This is a genomic window from Kitasatospora sp. LaBMicrA B282 (assembly GCF_050325825.1).
Lineage (GTDB): Bacteria > Actinomycetota > Actinomycetes > Streptomycetales > Streptomycetaceae > Kitasatospora.
Genome location: NZ_JBNQTI010000025.1, coordinates 27,180 through 43,771, shown reverse-complemented (window position 1 = coordinate 43,771; position 16,592 = coordinate 27,180). Strand labels below are relative to the sequence as shown.

Sequence of the window (16,592 nt, the reverse complement as noted above, 5' to 3'; positions counted from 1 at the left end):
GCGAGTCGCCGGGAGGCCCGGCATCACCAAGAAAGCACACTCGCTAAATAAGCGCAATGACTAAACTTTCGTACCGGATGCGCTTCGCGGTACGGTGGGCGCGTGACCGAACCGACCGGGCGCCGCGAGCGCAAGAAGGCCCAGACCCGCCAGTCCCTGGCCGACGCCGCACTCGAGCTCTTCCTCGAACGCGGCTACGACCAGGTCGGCGTCAAGGACGTCGCCGACGCCGCCGACGTCTCGGTGACCACCCTGTTCAAGCACTTCTCCGGCAAGGAAGCCCTGGTCTTCGACCAGGACGACGACCTGGAAGCAGCCCTCGTCGCCGCCGTCCGCGAGCGCGCCCCGGGCCGGTCCATCCCGCAGGCGCTGCGCGAGCACCTCCTGCTGACCCAGACCCGGCTCGCCGTCCACGCCACCGACCCGCGGTTCGCCGACTTCACGCGCCTGGTGCAGGAGACCCCCGCCCTGCGCGACTACGCCCATCGCATGTGGACGCGCCACGAGGCGGCCCTGACGCGCGCCATCGCCGAGGCCGTCGGCGCACCCGAGGACGACGTCAGCTGCGCCGCCCTGGCCCGCTTCGCCCTCGAGGCCCGCACCCTCGTCCTGCACCACGCCGAACCACGCCGCGCCGCCGAGGAAGCCTTCGCCCTGCTCGAACACGGCTGGGCAGCCTCCCACCCGGGCAGCTGACCCGCGCTGCTCGCGGACCCGCTGCCCGTGGCAGGGCTTCTCAGCCGGCGGTTCCGGGGTCGATGACGGGCTTCCCCCCGAACCACCGCTCCAGCGCCGCCACCAAGGTCTCCGGCTCCCCCGCGCCGGGCGCGGCCGCCCAGCAGACGTAGCCGTCGGGGCGGACCAGCAGGGCCGGGATGGCCGGGTCCGGGGTGGTGGCGCGGTCCACGCGGTCGGTCCAGGGGGCGGCGGGTCCGGCCAGGGTGCCGGTCGGGTCGACCAGGAGGCCGCGGCCGGTGCGCAGCAGTTCGCGCAGGCGGCGGGGGCCGGCCGGGGTGGTGAGCGGGAGGTCGGGGGCGGCCCGGCCGAGCAGGGGGTGGTCGGGGGCGTCGGGCATCGGGTAGCTCAGGTCGAGGCCGGTCATCAGGCCGGCCAGGTAGCGCATGGTGTCCGGCAGCTGCATCAGGGTGGCGAACAGCTGCCGCAGCGCCGCCAGGTCCGGGTCGTCGCTGCCCTGCCAGTCCCACAGCACGCCCTGCGCCTGGACGGTGCGCAGCAGTTGGGCCGCCACCGGGTGGCGTTCGGCGTGGTAGGTGTCGAGCAGGCCCGCCGGGGCCCGGCCGCGCAGGGTGGCGGCGAGTTTCCAGCCGAGGTTGGCGGCGTCCTGGAGGCCGGTGTTCATGCCCTGGGCGCCGATCGGCAGGTGGATGTGGGCGGCGTCGCCGGCCAGCAGGACCCGACCGTGGCGGTACTGCTCGACCAGGCGGGCGGCGTTGGTGATGCGGTAGGCGTAGCCCAGTTCGAGCAGTTCGACCTCGGGGCCGTAGACCGCGGCCAGGCCGGCGCGGACCTCCTCCTCGGTGACCGGGACGTCCCGGGGCAGCGCGTGCTTCGGCCCGCCGAGCGCGAGGCGGCGCAGGTCGCCGTCGAGCGCGAACTGGGCGGCCCAGGTGCCGTCCGCGGTGCGGGTGTGGGTGCGCGGCGGGTGCGGGTCGGCGAGCCGGACGTCGGCGGCGATCGCGGTGACGGTGCCCGGGCGGCCGGGGAAGGCGAGGCCGAGCAGCGAGCGGACGGTGCTGTGCGCGCCGTCGGCGGCGACCAGGTAGGCGGAGCGGAACGCCTGCTCGCCGTCGGCGTGGCGGACGGTGCTGGTCACCGCGTCGGCGTCGGGCGACAGGGCGACCAGTTCGTGGCCGTGCAGCACGGGGACGCCCTGGGCGGTCAGTCGGTCCGTCAGGAAGGCCTCCAGGGCGGCCTGGGGCAGGCTCCGGCTGGGCAGGTGCGGTGGCAGGCGGTCCGGGTCGAGGGGCAGGCCGGCGAAGTGGCCGCGGCTGACGGGGTAGTCGCCGGTGGCCAGCAGCGGCTCCAGCAGGCCCCGTTGGTCGAGGAACTCCAGGGTGCGCGACTGCACCGCGGCGGCCCGGGAGAGCCGGCTCGGCTCGGGCAGCCGGTCGATGACGGTGACGTCGGCGCCGCCCAGCTGCAGTTCGGCGGCCAGCAGCAGCCCGGTGGGGCCGGCGCCCACCACGAGGACCTCGGTTTCCATGGTCGAACTCCCTTGCGTCCGGTTCGTCGTTGCTCGCTCCAGCCTCGGACCGTTCGCACCCGGAATCCATCAACTCCCGTACTTGCGGTGGTTTCCGGCGGTGCCTAGCCTCTGGAAGGTGGATTCCGACCGGTACGACGCGCTGGATCGGCAGATCGCCCACGCCCTGCAGATCGACGGCCGGGCCCCGTTCAGCACGATCGCGCAGGTGCTCGGGGTCTCGGACCGGACCGTGGCCCGGCGGTGCGGGCGGCTGTTCGCCGCCGGGGCGCTGCGGGTGTCCGGGGCCACCGATCCGGTGCTGCTCGGCGAGGTGCCCTGGTTCCTGCGGGTGCGCTGCGCCCCGGACGCCGCGCCGCGGGTGGCCGAGGCGCTGGCCAGGCGCCCCGACACCCGGTGGATCAGCCTCACCTCCGGCGGCACCGAGATCGTCTGCTCGGTGCACGCCCGCAGCGAGCAGGAGACCGAGGCGCTGCTGCTGACCAAGCTGCCGCGCACGCCCCGGGTGGAGGGCATCACCGCGCACTGCGTGCTGCACACCTTCTTCGGCCGGCGGACCGCCCTGATCGACAAGCACGGTCCGTTGACGGATGATCAGGTCGAGCGGTTACGGCCGGCCGGGCCCCATGCCGGATCGGGCCCGGTCCAGCTGGACGCGGCGGACCGGCGGCTGCTGGCCGAGCTGGCCGCCGACGGCCGGGCCGGGTTCGACCGGCTGGCCGCCGTCACCGGCTGGTCGCCCAGCACGGTGCGGCGCCGGCTGGCCGAGCTGCGCGGCCTGGGCGCGCTCTACTTCGAGGTCGAGTTCGACTGGCGGCTGCTCGGCTTCGGCACCCGCACCATGCTCTGGCTCTCCGTGGAGCCGGCCCGGCTGGACGCGGCCGGCCGGGCCCTGGCCGCCCACCCCGAGACCGCTTTCGCCGCCGCGACCACCGGCCCGACCAGCCTGTACGCGAGCGTCCTCTGCGCCGACCAGGCCGCCCTGTACCGGTACCTGACCGAGCGGGTGGCCGCGCTGCCCGGCGCCGGCCGGGTGGAGACCGCGCCGGTGATCCGCACCGTGAAGCGGGGCAGCGGCGGTCTCTGGCCACAACTGTGATGACCCGTCGAAGATCTGACGGACCGTCGAACTCGGACCGCTACTCGGCCGCCGCCCAGAGTTCGGTGACGCTGTTGATGATGAAGGACGGGATCGGCTGCGTCGCGGGCCGGGTCAGCCGCAGCTTCGGGAACCGGGCGAAGAGCGCGCTCAGGGCGATCTCGGCCTCCATCCGGGCCAGCCCGGCGCCCAGGCAGAAGTGCGGGCCGTGGCCGAAGGAGAGGTGGCGCGGGGTCGGGCGGGCGGCGTCGAAGGTGTCGGCGTCGGCGAACTGTCCGCCGTCCCGACCGGCCGCGGCGTAGGAGGCGAGCAGTGCCTCGCCGCGGCGGATCAGCACCTCGCCGACCGCGATGTCCTCGGTCGCGAAGCGCAGCGGGAACTGGCCGACCGGCGAGTCGTAGCGCAGCGTCTCCTCGACCACGGCCGACCAGGACAACTCCCCCGCCTGCACCCGGGCCAGCTGGTCGGGGTCGGCGAGCAGCGCCCGGACCGCGTTGGTGATCAGGTTGATGGTGGTCTCGTGGCCGGCCACCAGCACGGTGAGCATGGTGACCACGACCTCCTCGTCCGTCAGCTGCTCCCCCTCCTCGCGGGCGGCGATCAGCGCACTGGTGAGGTCGTCGCCGGGCTCGGCGCGCTTGGCCTCGGCCACCGCGCCGAGCAGCGCGAACATCTGCAGCTGGGCGGCCAGCGTCTCGCCGGGAGCGGCGGAGCTGTTGAGCAGGGTGTCGGAGAGGTCGCGCAGGGTGTCGCGGTCCATCGCCGGCAGGCCGAGCAGTTCGGCGATCACCTGGAGCGGCAGCGGGAAGGCGAACGCGGTGCGCAGCTCGAACTCGCCGTCCTGGGCGGCCAGGTCGTCCAGCAGCTGCGCGGTCAGCTGCTCGATCCGCGGGCGCAGCGCGGCGATCCGTCGGGGCGTCATGGCCTGGCTGGAGAGCGCGCGCAGCCGCCGGTGGTCGGCGCCGTCCCGGGTGAGCATGCCGGGCACGTTGACGAAGTTGATCAGCGCCCAGTCGGCGGGCAGCTTCCCCTCGGCGTAGGTGGGCCACTGCCGCGGGTCCTTGGTCACCCGGGGATCGGCGAGCAGCTGCTGCAGGGTCTCGTGGTGGGTGATCGCCCAGGCCGGCACGCCGCCGGGCAGCTCGACCAGGGCCACCGGTCCGAGGGCCCGCAGTCGGGCGTTCTCCCGGTGCTGGTCGCGTCCGAACGGGTCGAGCGGTAACGGGCTGAGGGTGTCGGAGGTCTCCATGCGACGACCCTACGATCCGCGACCGTCGGACGAGAAGGGCGCCTGTCGGATCCGACTGACGGACCACCATCAGATGGAGAAGTTATGTAGCCATCTTCACCACCAGAGGGTCGGTGTTGTGCAGACATCTTCTTGCCGAAATCTGGTCGGTTGGAGTTCTCCCAAACGTACCCACCGGTAGCTACCGTTCCGGACCGTCATGCACCGCCGTCCCCGCCCCAGGAGCCGTACCCCCATGACCCTGCGCCGCACCGCCGCCGCGCTCTCCGCCGCCGCAGCCTCCCTCACGCTGTTCGCCGGCACCACCGCGACCGCCTCGGCCGCCACCCCCGCCGCCGCCCCCGCCGGCAGCACCCTCTCCGTCTTCGCCTGGAACGTCGACCTCGGCACCTCCGTCGTCGACTGGAGCCAGAACGAGCAGGCCGGCACCCGCACCCCGGTGGTCGAGTCGATCATCCGTCAGCACAGCGCCGACGTGGTGATCCTGGACGAGCTGTTCAACGACTCCTCGATCAGCGACATCAACAGCAAGCTGGCCGACCTGTACCCGTACCGCACCCCGGTGGTCGGCGGCACCTGCTCCGGTGGCGGCTGGAACGGCACCAGCGGCAACTGCTCCAGCTCGCCGTTCGTGATCAACGGCGGGACGATGATCCTCTCGAAGTACCCGATCACCGCCCAGTACCAGCACGTCTTCTCGAACTCCACCTACGGCACCTGGGACTACCACTCCGACAAGGGCGCCGCGCTGGTCCAGGTCGACAAGGGCGGCGTGAAGACCTGGGTGGCCGGCACCCACCTGCAGGCCGACGAGTCCGACACCTCCACCGACACCACCCAGGCCACCCGGCTCGCCCAGCTCGGCGAGATCCAGTCCTGGGTCAACGGCATCGTCGGCTCCTCCGCCCCGGTGCTCTTCGGCGGCGACCTGAACGTCGAGTACTACCACGGCCAGTCGCGCGGCGACTACGCCAACGCCCAGGCGGCGGTCGGCGGCGTGCTGGGCACCCCGGCGCTGGACCCGAACCAGACCATGACCACCATGGACTGCCCCGTCTCCTCCTGGTGCCAGTACATGGCCGGGATCGAGACCTTCCCGGTGGACTACCAGGACGACCTGGACTACCTGGGCTACCTCAACGCCCCGGGCCGCCCGGCCCCGCTGGCGCTGCCCACCGTGGGCCTGGACTTCGACCCGCAGGCCGGCTGGACCACCGGTCAGCTGGACACCAACGCGCCGAGCGACCACTACCCGGTCGAGGCCACCTTCCAGCTGGGCTGAGCCGCGACGACCGGAAGGGCCCGGGGAGCGCGTGCTCCCCGGGCCCTTCCGGCGTTCCCCCGGCGACCCGTCAGCCCACCGACGAGTAGGCGATGATGCCGCGCCGCAGCCCGTCCACCGCCTTGCGCGCGGTGCTGCGCAGCTGGACGTTCTCACCGGCCGCGTCCTGGATCTGCCCCAGCACGTCGATCAGCTGCTTGGTCCAGCGGACGAAGTCGCCGGCCGGCATGTCGGCGTCGCGCAGCACCGAGTCGAGGTTGTGCCCCAGCGCCCAGCGGTAGGCCGCCCAGGCGAAGCCGAGGTCGGGCTCGCGCTGGCCGACGCCCTCGGCGGTGTTGATCCGGTGCTGCTCCTCCAGCGCGTCCAGGTGGCCCCAGATCCGGATCATCCGGCCCAGCGCGTCCTTGGCGCCGCCCTCCGGCAGCCGCGGCGCGAGCGCGTCGTCGGCCTGGCGGGCCTCGTAGACCAGCGCCGAGGCGCAGGCGGCGAGTTCGGCGGCGGCCAGGCCGTCCCAGACGCCCTCCCGGATGCACTCCGAGGCCAGCAGGTCGAGCTCGCCGTAGAGCCGGCCCAGCCGCTTGCCGTCGTCCGTGACGGTGTCGCCGACCAGGTAGCCGAGGTCGGTGAGCAGGCCGCAGACCCGGTCGAAGGTGCGCGCGATGGTGTGGGTGCGCGAGCGCATCTTCCGCTCCAGCACCTCGGTGTCGCGGTGCAGGCGGTGGTAGCGCTCGGCCCAGCGGGCGTGGTTCTCCCGGTCGTCGCAGCCGTGGCACGGGTGCTGGCGCAGCGTGCTGCGCAGCCGCGCGATCTCCGGGTCGTCGGCCGCGGCGGCCCGGCCGCGGCGGAACCGCTCGGGCTCCAGGTGGCCGGCCTTGGTGCGCAGCGTGGAGGCCAGGTCGCGGCGGGACTGCGGGCTGCGCGGGTTGAACGACTTGGGGATCTTCAGCCGCTCGATCGCCACCACCGGGTACGGGAAGTCGATCATCGCCAGCCGCTTCACCTGCCGCTCGGCGGTGAGCACCACCGGGCGCGGCCCGTCCTGGTAGTCGGGGTGCCGCGGGCCGCCGCGGGTGGAGCGGCTCACCGGCGGCAGGCCGGGGTCGAGCACCAGGGCGAGGCCGGCGAACTTGCCGGTCGGCACGTGGATCACGTCGCCCGGGCGGAGCGCCTCGATCGCCTCGACCGCGGCCGCCCGGCGCTGCGTGGTGCCCTCCCGGGCCAGCTCGTTCTCCCGCTCCTTCAGCTGCCGGCGCAGAGCCATGTACTCCTGGAAGTCGCCGAGGTGACAGGTCATCGCCTCGCGGTAGCCGTCCAGCCCCTCCTCGTTGCGCTGCACCTGGCGGGAGATGCCGACCACCGAACGGTCCGCCTGGAACTGGGCGAAGGAGGTCTCCAGCAGCTCGCGCGAGCGGTGCCGGCCGAACTGGCCGACCAGGTTGACCGCCATGTTGTACGACGGCTTGAAGGAGGAGCGCAGCGGGTAGGTGCGGGTGCCGGCCAGGCCGGCCAGCGCCTCCGGGTCCAGGCCGCGCTGCCAGAGCACCACCGCGTGGCCCTCGACGTCGATGCCGCGCCGCCCGGCCCGGCCGGTGAGCTGGGTGTACTCGCCGGGGGTGATATCGGCGTGCATCTCGCCGTTCCACTTGACCAGCTTCTCCAGCACCACCGAGCGGGCCGGCATGTTGATGCCCAGCGCCAGCGTCTCGGTGGCGAAGACCACCTTGATCAGGCCGCGCAGGAAGAGCTCCTCGACGACCTCCTTGAACCTGGGCAGCATGCCGGCGTGGTGCGCGGCCACCCCGCGCTCCAGCGCGTCCAGCCACTCGAAGTAGCCGAGCACGTGCAGGTCCTCGTCGGGGATCGCGGCGCAGCGGTCCTCCACGATCGAGCGCACCTGCATCCGCTCGGTCTCGCCGTTCAGCCGCAGCCCGGAGTGCAGCACCTGCTGGACGGCGGCCTCGCAGCCGGCCCGGCTGAAGATGAAGGTGATCGCCGGCAGCAGGCCCTCGGCGTCCAGCCGCTCGATCACGTCGGCGCGGCCCGGGGTCCAGACCCGGCCCGGGCGGCCATTGGCCATCGAGCGGCCGCGCCCCCGCCCGGCGAAGCGGGGGTTGCGGTCGGCCTCGGAGCGGGCCAGGCGGACCAGCTCGGGGTTGACCGCCTTGGCCGGGTTCTTCTGGCTGCCCTTGGGGCGGCCGTCCACGTCCGGGTCGGAGAACAGGTCGTACATCCGGTTGCCGGCCATCACGTGCTGCCAGAGCGGGACCGGGCGGTGCTCGGCGACGATCACCTTGGTGCCGCCGCGCACGGTGTCCAGCCAGTCGCCGAACTCCTCGGCGTTGGAGACGGTGGCCGAGAGCGAGACCAGGGTGACGGACTCCGGCAGGTGGATGATCACCTCTTCCCAGACCGCGCCGCGGAACCGGTCGGCCAGGTAGTGCACCTCGTCCATCACCACGTAGCCGAGGCCGTCCAGGGTCTGCGAGCCCGCGTAGAGCATGTTGCGCAGCACCTCGGTGGTCATCACCACCACGGGGGCGTCGCCGTTGACCGAGTTGTCACCGGTGAGCAGGCCGACCTTGGCCGCGCCGTAGCGCTTGACCAGGTCCGCGTACTTCTGGTTGGAGAGCGCCTTGATGGGCGTGGTGTAGAAGCACTTGCGCCCGGCCGCCAGCGCCAGGTGGACCGCGAACTCGCCGACGATGGTCTTGCCGGAGCCGGTCGGGGCCGCCACCAGCACGCCGGAGCCGGCCTCCAGGGCCTGGCAGGCCTCCACCTGGAAGGCGTCGAGCGGGAAGTCGTACAGCTCCTGGAAGCCGTACAGGGCGGTGGCCTGCTCCTCGGCCCGGCGGCGGGCGGCCGCGTAGGCCTCGGCGGGGCTCATCGCATCGTCGTCGGACAGGGCGCTGCTCATCGGCGTCACCTCTTCTTCCCGGGAAAGTGGGGGCGCAGACGGTGACGCCTGCGGCTGCGGGCCGGCTCCCCGGCGCTGGGCCGAACGGGGCTCGCAGCTGGTGTGGTCGGTGTGGTGTTCCAGCATCTCAGCCTGAGATTACCCGGCCCGGCTGACATTGATCGCACCGTTTTCCCGATCATCGCCGATCACACTCAGTCCCGATCGTTCAACGGTCGGGGGCCTTCGCTCAGCTGCGATCATCCGGCAACCGGGCACCGGGCCCGTCCCTAGAGTCGGCGCGACGGACACCGAAGACAGACAGCGAACACCGTGCACGTCGAAGCCCGTGCACACGGACACCGAGGGGTGCAGACATGGCGAACGTGGAAGCCTCGCTCAAGGAAGCGATCGGCATCGAGGGCGCGATCGGCGTCGCGCTGGTCGACTACGGCAGCGGAATGGCACTGGGCGCGATCGGCGACAGCCCGGAACTGGACCTGAACGTGGCGGCGGCCGGCAACACCGACGTGGTGCGCGCCAAGATGCGCACGATGGAGATGCTCAACCTGCACGACAACGAGATCGAGGACATCCTGATCACGCTCAGCAACCAGTACCACCTGATCCGGCCGCTCACCAAGCCGGGCGGTCGCGGGCTCTTCCTCTACCTGGCCCTGTCCCGCAACCGCTCCAACCTGGCGATGGCCCGCCACCAGCTCAAGCTGATCGAGGCGGGCCTGGAGGTCACCGGCAGCTGACCGTCCCGCCGGCCCCGGAGCCCCGACCCCGGCTACCGGGCCGACACCCCGCTACCGGGTCAGCGAGGCGAGCAGGTCGCCCAGCCCGGCGGCGAGCTTCTCGTACTCCTCCGGCCGGTTGTAGACCTGGGCCGAGATCCGCAGCACCCCGCCGCCGGCCCACGGCCGCACCGCGACCCGGGTGCCCAGCCGCTCGCGCACCGCGGCCATCACCGTGCGCACCCCCTCCTCGTCCTCGGCCAGCCCGACGGGCAGCCGCACCGCCCGCATCGACAGCCGCTCGCTCGCCGGCAGCGGCGCCAGCCCGGTCCGCTCGGTGAGCAGGTGCGCGCCGTAGGCGGCCAGCGCGGTGTTGTGCGCGCGCATCCGGTCGGGGCCGAGCTGCTCCAGCACCCGCACCGCGGCCGGCAGGGCCGCCCACCCGGTGTAGTCCACGGTGCCGCGCCACTCCACGTGGTACGGGAAACCGCGCGGGTGCTCCCAGGAGTAGGTGAGCGGGCGGACCCGCTCGCGCCAGGCCGGGGCGACCGCGAGCACCGCCGCGGGGCGCGGGGCGAAGGCCCACTTGTGCAGGTTGCCGAACCAGAAGTCGGCGGGGGACTCGGCCAGCTCGCCCGCCAGCATGCCGGGCGCGTGGGCGGCGTCCACCAGGGTGACCACCCCGCGCTCGGCCAGCGCCCGGACCAGCTCCGGGGTGGCGACCTCGCGGGCGGTGGGCGAGGTGATCCGGTCCAGCACCGCCACCCTGGTGCGCCCGGTGACGGCCTCCAGCACGTACGGCGCCGCGTCCGGCGCGGTCAGCGGCAGCGCGACGACCCGCACGGTGGCGCCGCACTCGGCGGCCCGGCGCTCGGCGGCCCGGTTGACCACGCCGTAGCCGTGGTCGGTGACCAGGATCTCGTCGCCGGCCCGCAGCGGGACGCTGTCCAGCGCGATCGCGACCGCCTCGGTCACGTTGTCGACCAGGGCGAAGCCCTCCGGCTCGGCGCCCAGCAGCGGGGCCCACTGGGCGCGCGCGGCGGCCACCCGTGCGGGCAGGTTGTGGAAGAAGCCGTCCGGGTCGGCCTCCTGCTCGGCCCGGATCACGTCCTGGGCGGCGCTGACCGGCAGCGGCACCGCGCCGAAGGAACCGTGGTTGAGGTGGGCCACCGCCGGGTCGAGCGCGAAGAGCTCGGCGGCACCAGGGATCGGTGCGGGCGGGACGGGCGCGGGCGGGGTCGGGGCGACGGCTGAGAAGAGGTCATCTGTCACGGGAGCAAGCCTGGTCCCTGGTCCGCGCCCGGGGCAAGGGCCTTCAGGGTGAGCAGCCCGCCGCGCGGCACGCTGACCGCGAACTCCGGCCCGGTGACGGTCTGCTCGGCGTCGGTGAGCACCGCGCCGGCACAGTCGTGCACCTGCAGGCGCAGCCGGCCCGGCGGGCGCTCGAAGCGCAGCCGGACCACCGGGTCGGGGTCGGCGTTGGCCACCAGCAGCAGTTGCCACGGCCCGGCGACCGGGATCGGCAGCGGCGCGTACCGGCCGAAGGCCAGCTGCCCCGCGCCGCGCGCCTCCAGCAGCGGGTAGCCCAACTCGGGCCGGTGCGGCCGGAAGCCGCCGCGCTGCAGCAGGTCCAGGTGCTCGCGCTGCACCGCGAGCCAGAACCGCAGCACGGCCAGCTGCTCGGGGTGCTGGCGGCCGAGGTCGACCGAGACCTGCGCGGTGGCGAAGAGCACCGACTGGAAGAGCACCGCGATGTCCACCGGGTCCTCGTCCGGGTGCCAGGTGAGCGGGTCGGCGTGCACCGCCAGCGGGCCGGCGGTCAGCCGCAGGTCGGCGGTCCGGGCGCGGTTCTCCGCCGGGCTGTGCGGGCAGTCGGTGGCGCGCACCATGGTGGCGTGGCGCCACAGGCCGGGGCCGGTGTAGGGCTGGCGGTGCTCGATCAGCAGCTCGGGGCGCGGGCCGCGCAGCCGCCGGTCCAGCTCGGCGAGCAGCTCGCGCACGCCCGCGGCGACCGCCGCGCGGTCGGTGGCGTGGCGGGCGAAGGTGTCGATGAAGTCGATCTTCAGGCCGTCGACCCGGTACTCCTCGACCAGCCGGGCCAGCCGCCGGGCCAGGTGGGCGCGCACCCCGACGTCCCCCGGGTCGACCACCGAGGTCTCCAACTCCTCGTCGTGGTGCAGGCGCTGGGCGGCGAAGAGCTTGCCGGCCGCACTCCGGTCGCCGGCGAAGGGCAGCGCGACCCAGAGCAGGTAGGCCAGGCCCAGCGCGCGCACCCGGGCCACGTGCCCGGCGAAGTCCGGGAACGGTCCCTCGGCCGGCTGCCAGTCGCCGGTGGTGGCGTAGGAGCGGGTGGTCTCCGGGGTCTGCCAGCCGTCGTCGACGATCACCGCGCCGAAGCCGAGCGGGGCGGCCAGCGCGGCCAGCCGCTCCACCTCGGCGGCGGTGATCTCCAGGTGGCGCACGTACCAGGTGCAGAAGACCGGCGCGAAGGCCGCGGCGGGCACCGCGGGCAGCTCGCCGGCGCCCCACCATTCGACCATCTCGCCCAGCGTGTCGGCGAAGTGACGTCTCGTCAGATCGAGCCGCAGCCGCAGCGGCGCGCCGGCCACCGCATGTTCGGCCCACCAGCTGAACTCGCCGGTCTCCTCCACCACGCCCTCGCCGATGGTGACCGGGCGCAGCTGCTCGCCGAGCGCGAAGGTGCAGAGCGCCGCGTCGCCGGTGCCGATCAGCGAGCCGATCGGCGCGCCGGCCGCCAGGTCCGCCACCCGCGGGGCCCGCCAGCCGGGCGGCAGCCAGCGGTGGTCGGTCTCCGGGCGCCAGAGCGCGGTGGCGCCGGTGCAGGGCAGCCGCCAGGCCACCCGGATCCGGGCCTCGTCGGTGCCCAGCGGCTCGGCCTCGACCAGCAGCAGCCGCTCGGCGCCGGTCACCCGCACCGCCAGGTCGGTGGCCCCGATAGCGGTCACGGTCAGGCTCAACCCCGGGACACCGGTGGCCACTTCCCGCACGCACTCGGTCTCGGCGGAGCGCGGTGCGCTGCCGTCCCAGTTGACAGGGGACACGGGTTCTCGCTTTCTGCGGTCTGCGGTGCTGCTCTGCGGTACTGCTCTGTCGTGCCGGTGAAGCCCGGCCGGGCGCGGCCCTCAAGGGTTCCCCGCCGCGCCCGGCCGGGGGTCTCAGGTGCCCGCCGGCACGGCCGGTGGGGCGGCGTCGGCGGTCTCCGGGAAGTGGCAGGCCACCTCCCGCCGTCCGGGCCCGGCGAGCTGCAGCAGCGGCGCCTCGGTCCGGCAGACCGGCTGCGCCTTCGGGCAGCGGGGGTGGAAGGTGCAGCCGCTGGGCGGGTTGGCCGGGCTCGGCGGGTCGCCGAGCAGCACGATCCGCTGCCGCGCCCGCTCGGCCGCCGGGTCCGGCAGCGGCACCGCGGAGAGCAGCGCCTTGGTGTACGGGTGCGCGGGGTTGCCGTACACCTCGGCCTTGTCGCCGATCTCGACGATCCGCCCCAGGTACATCACCGCGACCCGGTGGCTGATGTGCTTGACCACCGCCAGGTCGTGCGCGATGAACAGGTAGGCCACGCCGAGTTCGCGCTGCAGCCGCTCCAGCAGGCCGACGATCTGCGCCTGGATCGAGACGTCGAGCGCGGAGACCGGCTCGTCGGCCACCACCAGCGCGGGCCGGGTGGCCAGTGCCCGGGCGATGCCGATCCGCTGCGCCTGGCCGCCGGAGAACTGGTACGGGTAGCGCTCCAGGTGTTCCGGGGCCAGCCCGACCAGCTGCACCAGCTCGCGCACCTCGCGCCGGATGTCGGCGGCGGGTACGCCCTGGGCGCGCAGCGGGGCGGCGATGATCTGCTGCACCGTCTGGCGCGGGTTCAGCGAGGCGAACGGGTCCTGGAAGATGATCTGCAGCTTGCTGCGCAACGGGCGCAGGGCCCGTTGCCCGAGCCGGGTGATGTCCTGGCCCTGGAAGTCGACCCGGCCGCCGGTCGGGTCGAGCAGTCGCACCAGCATCCGCCCGGTGGTGGACTTGCCGCAGCCGGACTCGCCGACCAGGCCCAGGGTCTCCCCCGCCCGCACCTCGAAGCTGACCTTGTCCACCGCCTTGACCCCGGGCCGCCGGTGCAGCCCGTCCCGGGCACCGGGGAAGGTCATCTCCAGGTCCCGCACGCTGAGCAGCGAAGCGGTCATGCCGTCACCTCCGCGTGGACGCAGGCGCTGCGGTGCCCGTCGGGGGCAACCTGGCGCAGCGGGGGGCGGGCGTCGGTGCAGGCCGCCTGCGGGTCGGCCGCGTACACCGGGCAGCGCGGGTGGAAGGCGCAGCCGGGCGGCGGCGCGAGCAGCGAGGGCGGCGCGCCGGGGATGGCGTGCAGCGCCTCGCCGTCACCGGCGTCCAGCCGCGGCAGCGAGTCGAGCAGGCCGCGGGTGTAGGGGTGGCGGGGGTCGGTGAAGACCGCGTCGCAGCCGGCCTGTTCGACGGCCGCGCCGCCGTACATCACCAGCACCTCGTCGGCCACCCGGGCGATCACCCCCAGGTCGTGGGTGATCATGATCAGGCCCAGGCCGCGCTCCTCCTTGAGCTTCATCAGCAGGTCGAGCACCTGGGCCTGGACGGTGACGTCCAGTGCGGTGGTCGGCTCGTCGGCGATGATCAGCTCGGGTTCGCAGGAGAGCGCGAGCGCGATCATGGCGCGCTGGCGCATGCCGCCGGAGAACTGGTGCGGGTACTCCCCGGCCCGGCGGGCCGGTTCGGGGATGCCCACGTCGCCCAGCACCTCGACCGCGCGGGCCCAGGCGACCTTGCGACTGGAGCCGAAGTGCTCGCGGTGCGCCTCGGCGATCTGGTCGCCGATGGTGAAGTACGGGTGCAGCGCGGTGAGCGCGTCCTGGAAGATCATCGCCATCCGGCGCCCGCGCAGCCTGCGCACCGTCTCGGCGGGGGCGCCGATCAGCTCGGCGCCGTCGAAGAGCACCGATCCGGTGACCTCGGCCCCGCGGTGCAGCCCCATCACGGCCAGCGAGGTGACCGACTTGCCGGAGCCGGACTCGCCGACGATGCCCAGGGTGCGACCGCGCTCGACCTCGAAGTCGACCCCCTTGACGGCCCGCACCACCCCCTCGGCGGTGCTGAACTCGACTGCGAGGTCCTTGACCTGAAGCAGCGTCATGACAGCCTCGCTCTCGGGTCGATCCAGGCGTAGAGCAGGTCCACGACCAGGTTGGAGGTGACGATGAAGAAGGAGGCCAGCAGGGTGATGCCCATCACCACCGGCTGGTCGGCCTTGTTGAGCGAGTCGGCGAAGAGCTTGCCGACCCCGGGCAGGCTGAACAGCGACTCGGTGATCATCGCGCCGGCCAGCAGCGAGCCCAGGTCCATGCCGAGCATGGTGGCCACCGCGGTCAGCGCCGGGCGCAGCCCGTGCTTGGCGACCACCTTGCGCTCGCGCAGCCCCTTGGCCCGGGCGGTGCGCACGAACGGCTCCGCCAGCGTCTCGATCACCGAACTGCGGGTCATCCGGGCGTACATGGCCGCGGTGGCCAGGGCCAGGGTGATCCACGGCAGGATCAGGTTCTGCACCCAGCCCACCGGGTCCGAGCCGAAGGCCACGTAGCTCGGGAAGGGCAGCAGGCGCAGTTCCACCACCACGAAGTAGAGCAGGATCATCGCGGTGAAGTAGACCGGCACCGCGGCCGCGCCGATGGTGCCGACCATCAGCACCCGGTCCACCCAGGTGTTGCGGCGCAGCGCCGAGACGACGCCGGTGCCGAGCCCGAGCAGCATCCAGACCACGGCCGCGCCGACGGCCAGCGAGACGCTGGTGGGCAGCCGGTCCATGATCATGTCCCAGACCGGGCGACCGCTCTGGAAGGAGTAGCCGAAGCACGGGAACCCGCAGTGCACCGCGTACTGGCCGCTGCCCATGGTGCGCCCGGCGAAGATCGCCACCACGTAGCGCCCGAACTGCACGATCAGCGGCGCGTTCAGGCCCATCTGCTGGCGCACCTCGGCGACCCGGTCGGCGGGGCAGTCCTTGCCGCAGAACATCACCGCCGGGTCGGTGGGCAGCAGGTAGAAGATGACGAAGGTGACGGCGCAGATCACCAGCAGGGTGCCGGCGATGCCGAACAGTCGACGGACCACGTAGGCGATCATCCGCGCCCGCCCTTGGGATCGAGGGCGTCGCGCAGCGCGTCGCCGAGCAGGGTGAAGGCCAGCACCACCAGGAAGAGGCAGGCGCAGGGCAGCACGAAGAACATGGGATCGACCTTGTAGTAGAGCGCGGAGGCGGAGATCATCTGCCCCCAGGAGGCGGTCGGCGGGCGGACCCCGACGCCCAGGTAGGTCAGACCGGCCTCGGCGCCGATCAGGTTGGGGATGGCCAGCGTCAGGTAGACGATGATCGTCCCGGTCAGGTTGGGCAGGATCTCGGTGAACAGGATCCGGGCGCTGCCGGTGCCACTCGCCCGGGCCGCCTCGACGTACTCGCGGTGCCGCAGCGAGATGGTCTGGCCGCGGATCACCCGGGCGATGTAGGGCCAGGTGAACAGGGTCATCACCAGGATCAGCAGCAGCACCCGGTTGGCGTCCTTCACCACCGAGAGCAGCGCGATCATGAAGATCAGGCTGGGGAAGGACATCATGACGTCCATGAAGCGGCTGATCACCGCGTCCACCCTGCCGCCGAAGTAGCCGGCCACGCTGCCCAGCAGCACCCCGATCAGGGTGATCAGCACGGCGGCGCTGAACGCCACCAGCAGGCTGACCTGGGCGCCGTAGAGCAGCCGGGCGAAGACGTCGCGGCCCAGCATCGGCTCCACACCGAGCCAGTGCGAGGGGCTCATCCCGCCGAGGCTGCCGCGCGGCAGCCCGCCGAGGTAGGGGTCGATGGCGTTCTGGTCGGTGTCGGTCGGGCCGTGGCCGCTGATCGCGGTGAGCACCGGGGCGAGCACCGCGGCCAGCACGAAGAAGACGATGATGCCGAGCCCGGTCAGCGCGACCTTGTCACGGCGCAGCCGGCGCCAGGTCAGCCGCCAGGGCGAGTCGGGTTTCGGGTGCGCGTCCGCCTCGACGGCGTCGGCACTCTGCAGAGCTGCGGTCATCGGCGCTG

At 73.3% G+C, this 16,592-nt stretch carries 13 protein-coding genes; 4 read left to right on the top strand and 9 right to left on the bottom strand.

The features are described from left to right. Nucleotides 1-102: 102 nt before the first annotated feature. A complete protein-coding gene (locus ACQRUO_RS10005) occupies nt 103-696 on the top strand; it encodes a TetR/AcrR family transcriptional regulator (RefSeq protein ID WP_428315419.1) in 594 nt (197 codons plus the stop codon). A 40-nt stretch (nt 697-736) separates the two neighbouring features. Here the strand turns inward: ACQRUO_RS10005 and ACQRUO_RS10000 are convergent, their stop codons facing one another. After that, nucleotides 737-2,224 (bottom strand): FAD-dependent monooxygenase, encoded by a 1,488-nt coding sequence (locus ACQRUO_RS10000; RefSeq protein ID WP_428315418.1) that lies wholly within the window; start codon nt 2,222-2,224, stop codon nt 737-739. A 118-nt stretch (nt 2,225-2,342) separates the two neighbouring features. On the opposite strand from ACQRUO_RS10000, the gene ACQRUO_RS09995 reads away from it, so the two are divergent. Continuing rightward, on the top strand, nt 2,343-3,323 hold the full coding sequence (locus ACQRUO_RS09995) for an Lrp/AsnC family transcriptional regulator (RefSeq protein ID WP_428315417.1): 981 nt from the start codon (nt 2,343-2,345) through the stop codon (nt 3,321-3,323). Between the two features lie 40 nt (nt 3,324-3,363). Here the strand turns inward: ACQRUO_RS09995 and ACQRUO_RS09990 are convergent, their stop codons facing one another. Beyond that, nucleotides 3,364-4,572 carry a cytochrome P450 family protein gene (locus tag ACQRUO_RS09990; protein WP_428315416.1) on the bottom strand — a complete coding sequence of 403 codons (1,209 nt, stop codon included), beginning with the start codon at nt 4,570-4,572 and terminating at the stop codon, nt 3,364-3,366. 235 nt (nt 4,573-4,807) lie between these two features. On the opposite strand from ACQRUO_RS09990, the gene ACQRUO_RS09985 reads away from it, so the two are divergent. Then, the gene (locus tag ACQRUO_RS09985) at nt 4,808-5,854 is read left to right on the top strand and encodes a sphingomyelin phosphodiesterase (RefSeq protein ID WP_428315415.1); all 1,047 of its coding nucleotides are present in this window, start codon (nt 4,808-4,810) and stop codon (nt 5,852-5,854) included. A gap of 70 nt (nt 5,855-5,924) precedes the next feature. Here ACQRUO_RS09985 and ACQRUO_RS09980 read toward each other — a convergent pair whose 3' ends face one another. Continuing rightward, nucleotides 5,925-8,768 carry a DEAD/DEAH box helicase gene (locus tag ACQRUO_RS09980; RefSeq protein ID WP_428315414.1) on the bottom strand — a complete coding sequence of 948 codons (2,844 nt, stop codon included), beginning with the start codon at nt 8,766-8,768 and terminating at the stop codon, nt 5,925-5,927. A gap of 356 nt (nt 8,769-9,124) precedes the next feature. Here ACQRUO_RS09980 and ACQRUO_RS09975 point away from each other — a divergent pair, with 356 nt between their 5' ends. Further along, nucleotides 9,125-9,508: a hypothetical protein gene (locus ACQRUO_RS09975; RefSeq protein WP_428315413.1), complete on the top strand. Its 384-nt coding sequence runs from the start codon at nt 9,125-9,127 to the stop codon at nt 9,506-9,508. Between the two features lie 51 nt (nt 9,509-9,559). On the opposite strand, the gene ACQRUO_RS09970 is transcribed toward ACQRUO_RS09975, so the two are convergent. From ACQRUO_RS09970 to ACQRUO_RS09945, 6 genes are all read right to left on the bottom strand, one after another. Beyond that, complete coding sequence (locus ACQRUO_RS09970) at nt 9,560-10,759, bottom strand: aminotransferase class V-fold PLP-dependent enzyme (protein WP_428315412.1); 1,200 nt, start codon at nt 10,757-10,759, stop codon at nt 9,560-9,562. Next, entirely contained in the window at nt 10,756-12,549 is a 1,794-nt protein-coding gene (locus ACQRUO_RS09965) for a glycoside hydrolase family 36 protein (RefSeq protein WP_428315411.1), read from the bottom strand. Before ACQRUO_RS09965 ends, ACQRUO_RS09970 begins: the two co-directional genes overlap by 4 nt. A gap of 114 nt (nt 12,550-12,663) precedes the next feature. Next, nucleotides 12,664-13,674: an ABC transporter ATP-binding protein gene (locus tag ACQRUO_RS09960; RefSeq protein WP_428315410.1), complete on the bottom strand. Its 1,011-nt coding sequence runs from the start codon at nt 13,672-13,674 to the stop codon at nt 12,664-12,666. Further along, a complete protein-coding gene (locus ACQRUO_RS09955; RefSeq protein WP_428315409.1) occupies nt 13,671-14,651 on the bottom strand; it encodes an ABC transporter ATP-binding protein in 981 nt (326 codons plus the stop codon). The genes ACQRUO_RS09960 and ACQRUO_RS09955 overlap by 4 nt, the downstream gene beginning before the upstream one ends. After that, entirely contained in the window at nt 14,648-15,637 is a 990-nt protein-coding gene (locus tag ACQRUO_RS09950) for an ABC transporter permease (RefSeq protein WP_428315408.1), read from the bottom strand. The genes ACQRUO_RS09955 and ACQRUO_RS09950 overlap by 4 nt, the downstream gene beginning before the upstream one ends. Further along, on the bottom strand, nt 15,634-16,584 hold the full coding sequence (locus ACQRUO_RS09945) for an ABC transporter permease (RefSeq protein ID WP_428315407.1): 951 nt from the start codon (nt 16,582-16,584) through the stop codon (nt 15,634-15,636). The genes ACQRUO_RS09950 and ACQRUO_RS09945 overlap by 4 nt, the downstream gene beginning before the upstream one ends. Nucleotides 16,585-16,592: the final 8 nt, after the last annotated feature.

Coding starts and splice junctions, on each gene's coding strand:
- ACQRUO_RS09985 (WP_428315415.1), top strand. CDS start 4,808: ATGACCCTGCGCCGCACCGCCGCCGCGCTCTCCGCCGCCGCAGCCTCC.
- ACQRUO_RS09980 (WP_428315414.1), bottom strand. CDS start 8,768: ATGAGCAGCGCCCTGTCCGACGACGATGCGATGAGCCCCGCCGAGGCC.
- ACQRUO_RS10000 (WP_428315418.1), bottom strand. CDS start 2,224: ATGGAAACCGAGGTCCTCGTGGTGGGCGCCGGCCCCACCGGGCTGCTG.
- ACQRUO_RS09990 (WP_428315416.1), bottom strand. CDS start 4,572: ATGGAGACCTCCGACACCCTCAGCCCGTTACCGCTCGACCCGTTCGGA.
- ACQRUO_RS09955 (WP_428315409.1), bottom strand. CDS start 14,651: ATGACGCTGCTTCAGGTCAAGGACCTCGCAGTCGAGTTCAGCACCGCC.
- ACQRUO_RS09975 (WP_428315413.1), top strand. CDS start 9,125: ATGGCGAACGTGGAAGCCTCGCTCAAGGAAGCGATCGGCATCGAGGGC.
- ACQRUO_RS09950 (WP_428315408.1), bottom strand. CDS start 15,637: ATGATCGCCTACGTGGTCCGTCGACTGTTCGGCATCGCCGGCACCCTG.
- ACQRUO_RS09945 (WP_428315407.1), bottom strand. CDS start 16,584: ATGACCGCAGCTCTGCAGAGTGCCGACGCCGTCGAGGCGGACGCGCAC.
- ACQRUO_RS09960 (WP_428315410.1), bottom strand. CDS start 13,674: ATGACCGCTTCGCTGCTCAGCGTGCGGGACCTGGAGATGACCTTCCCC.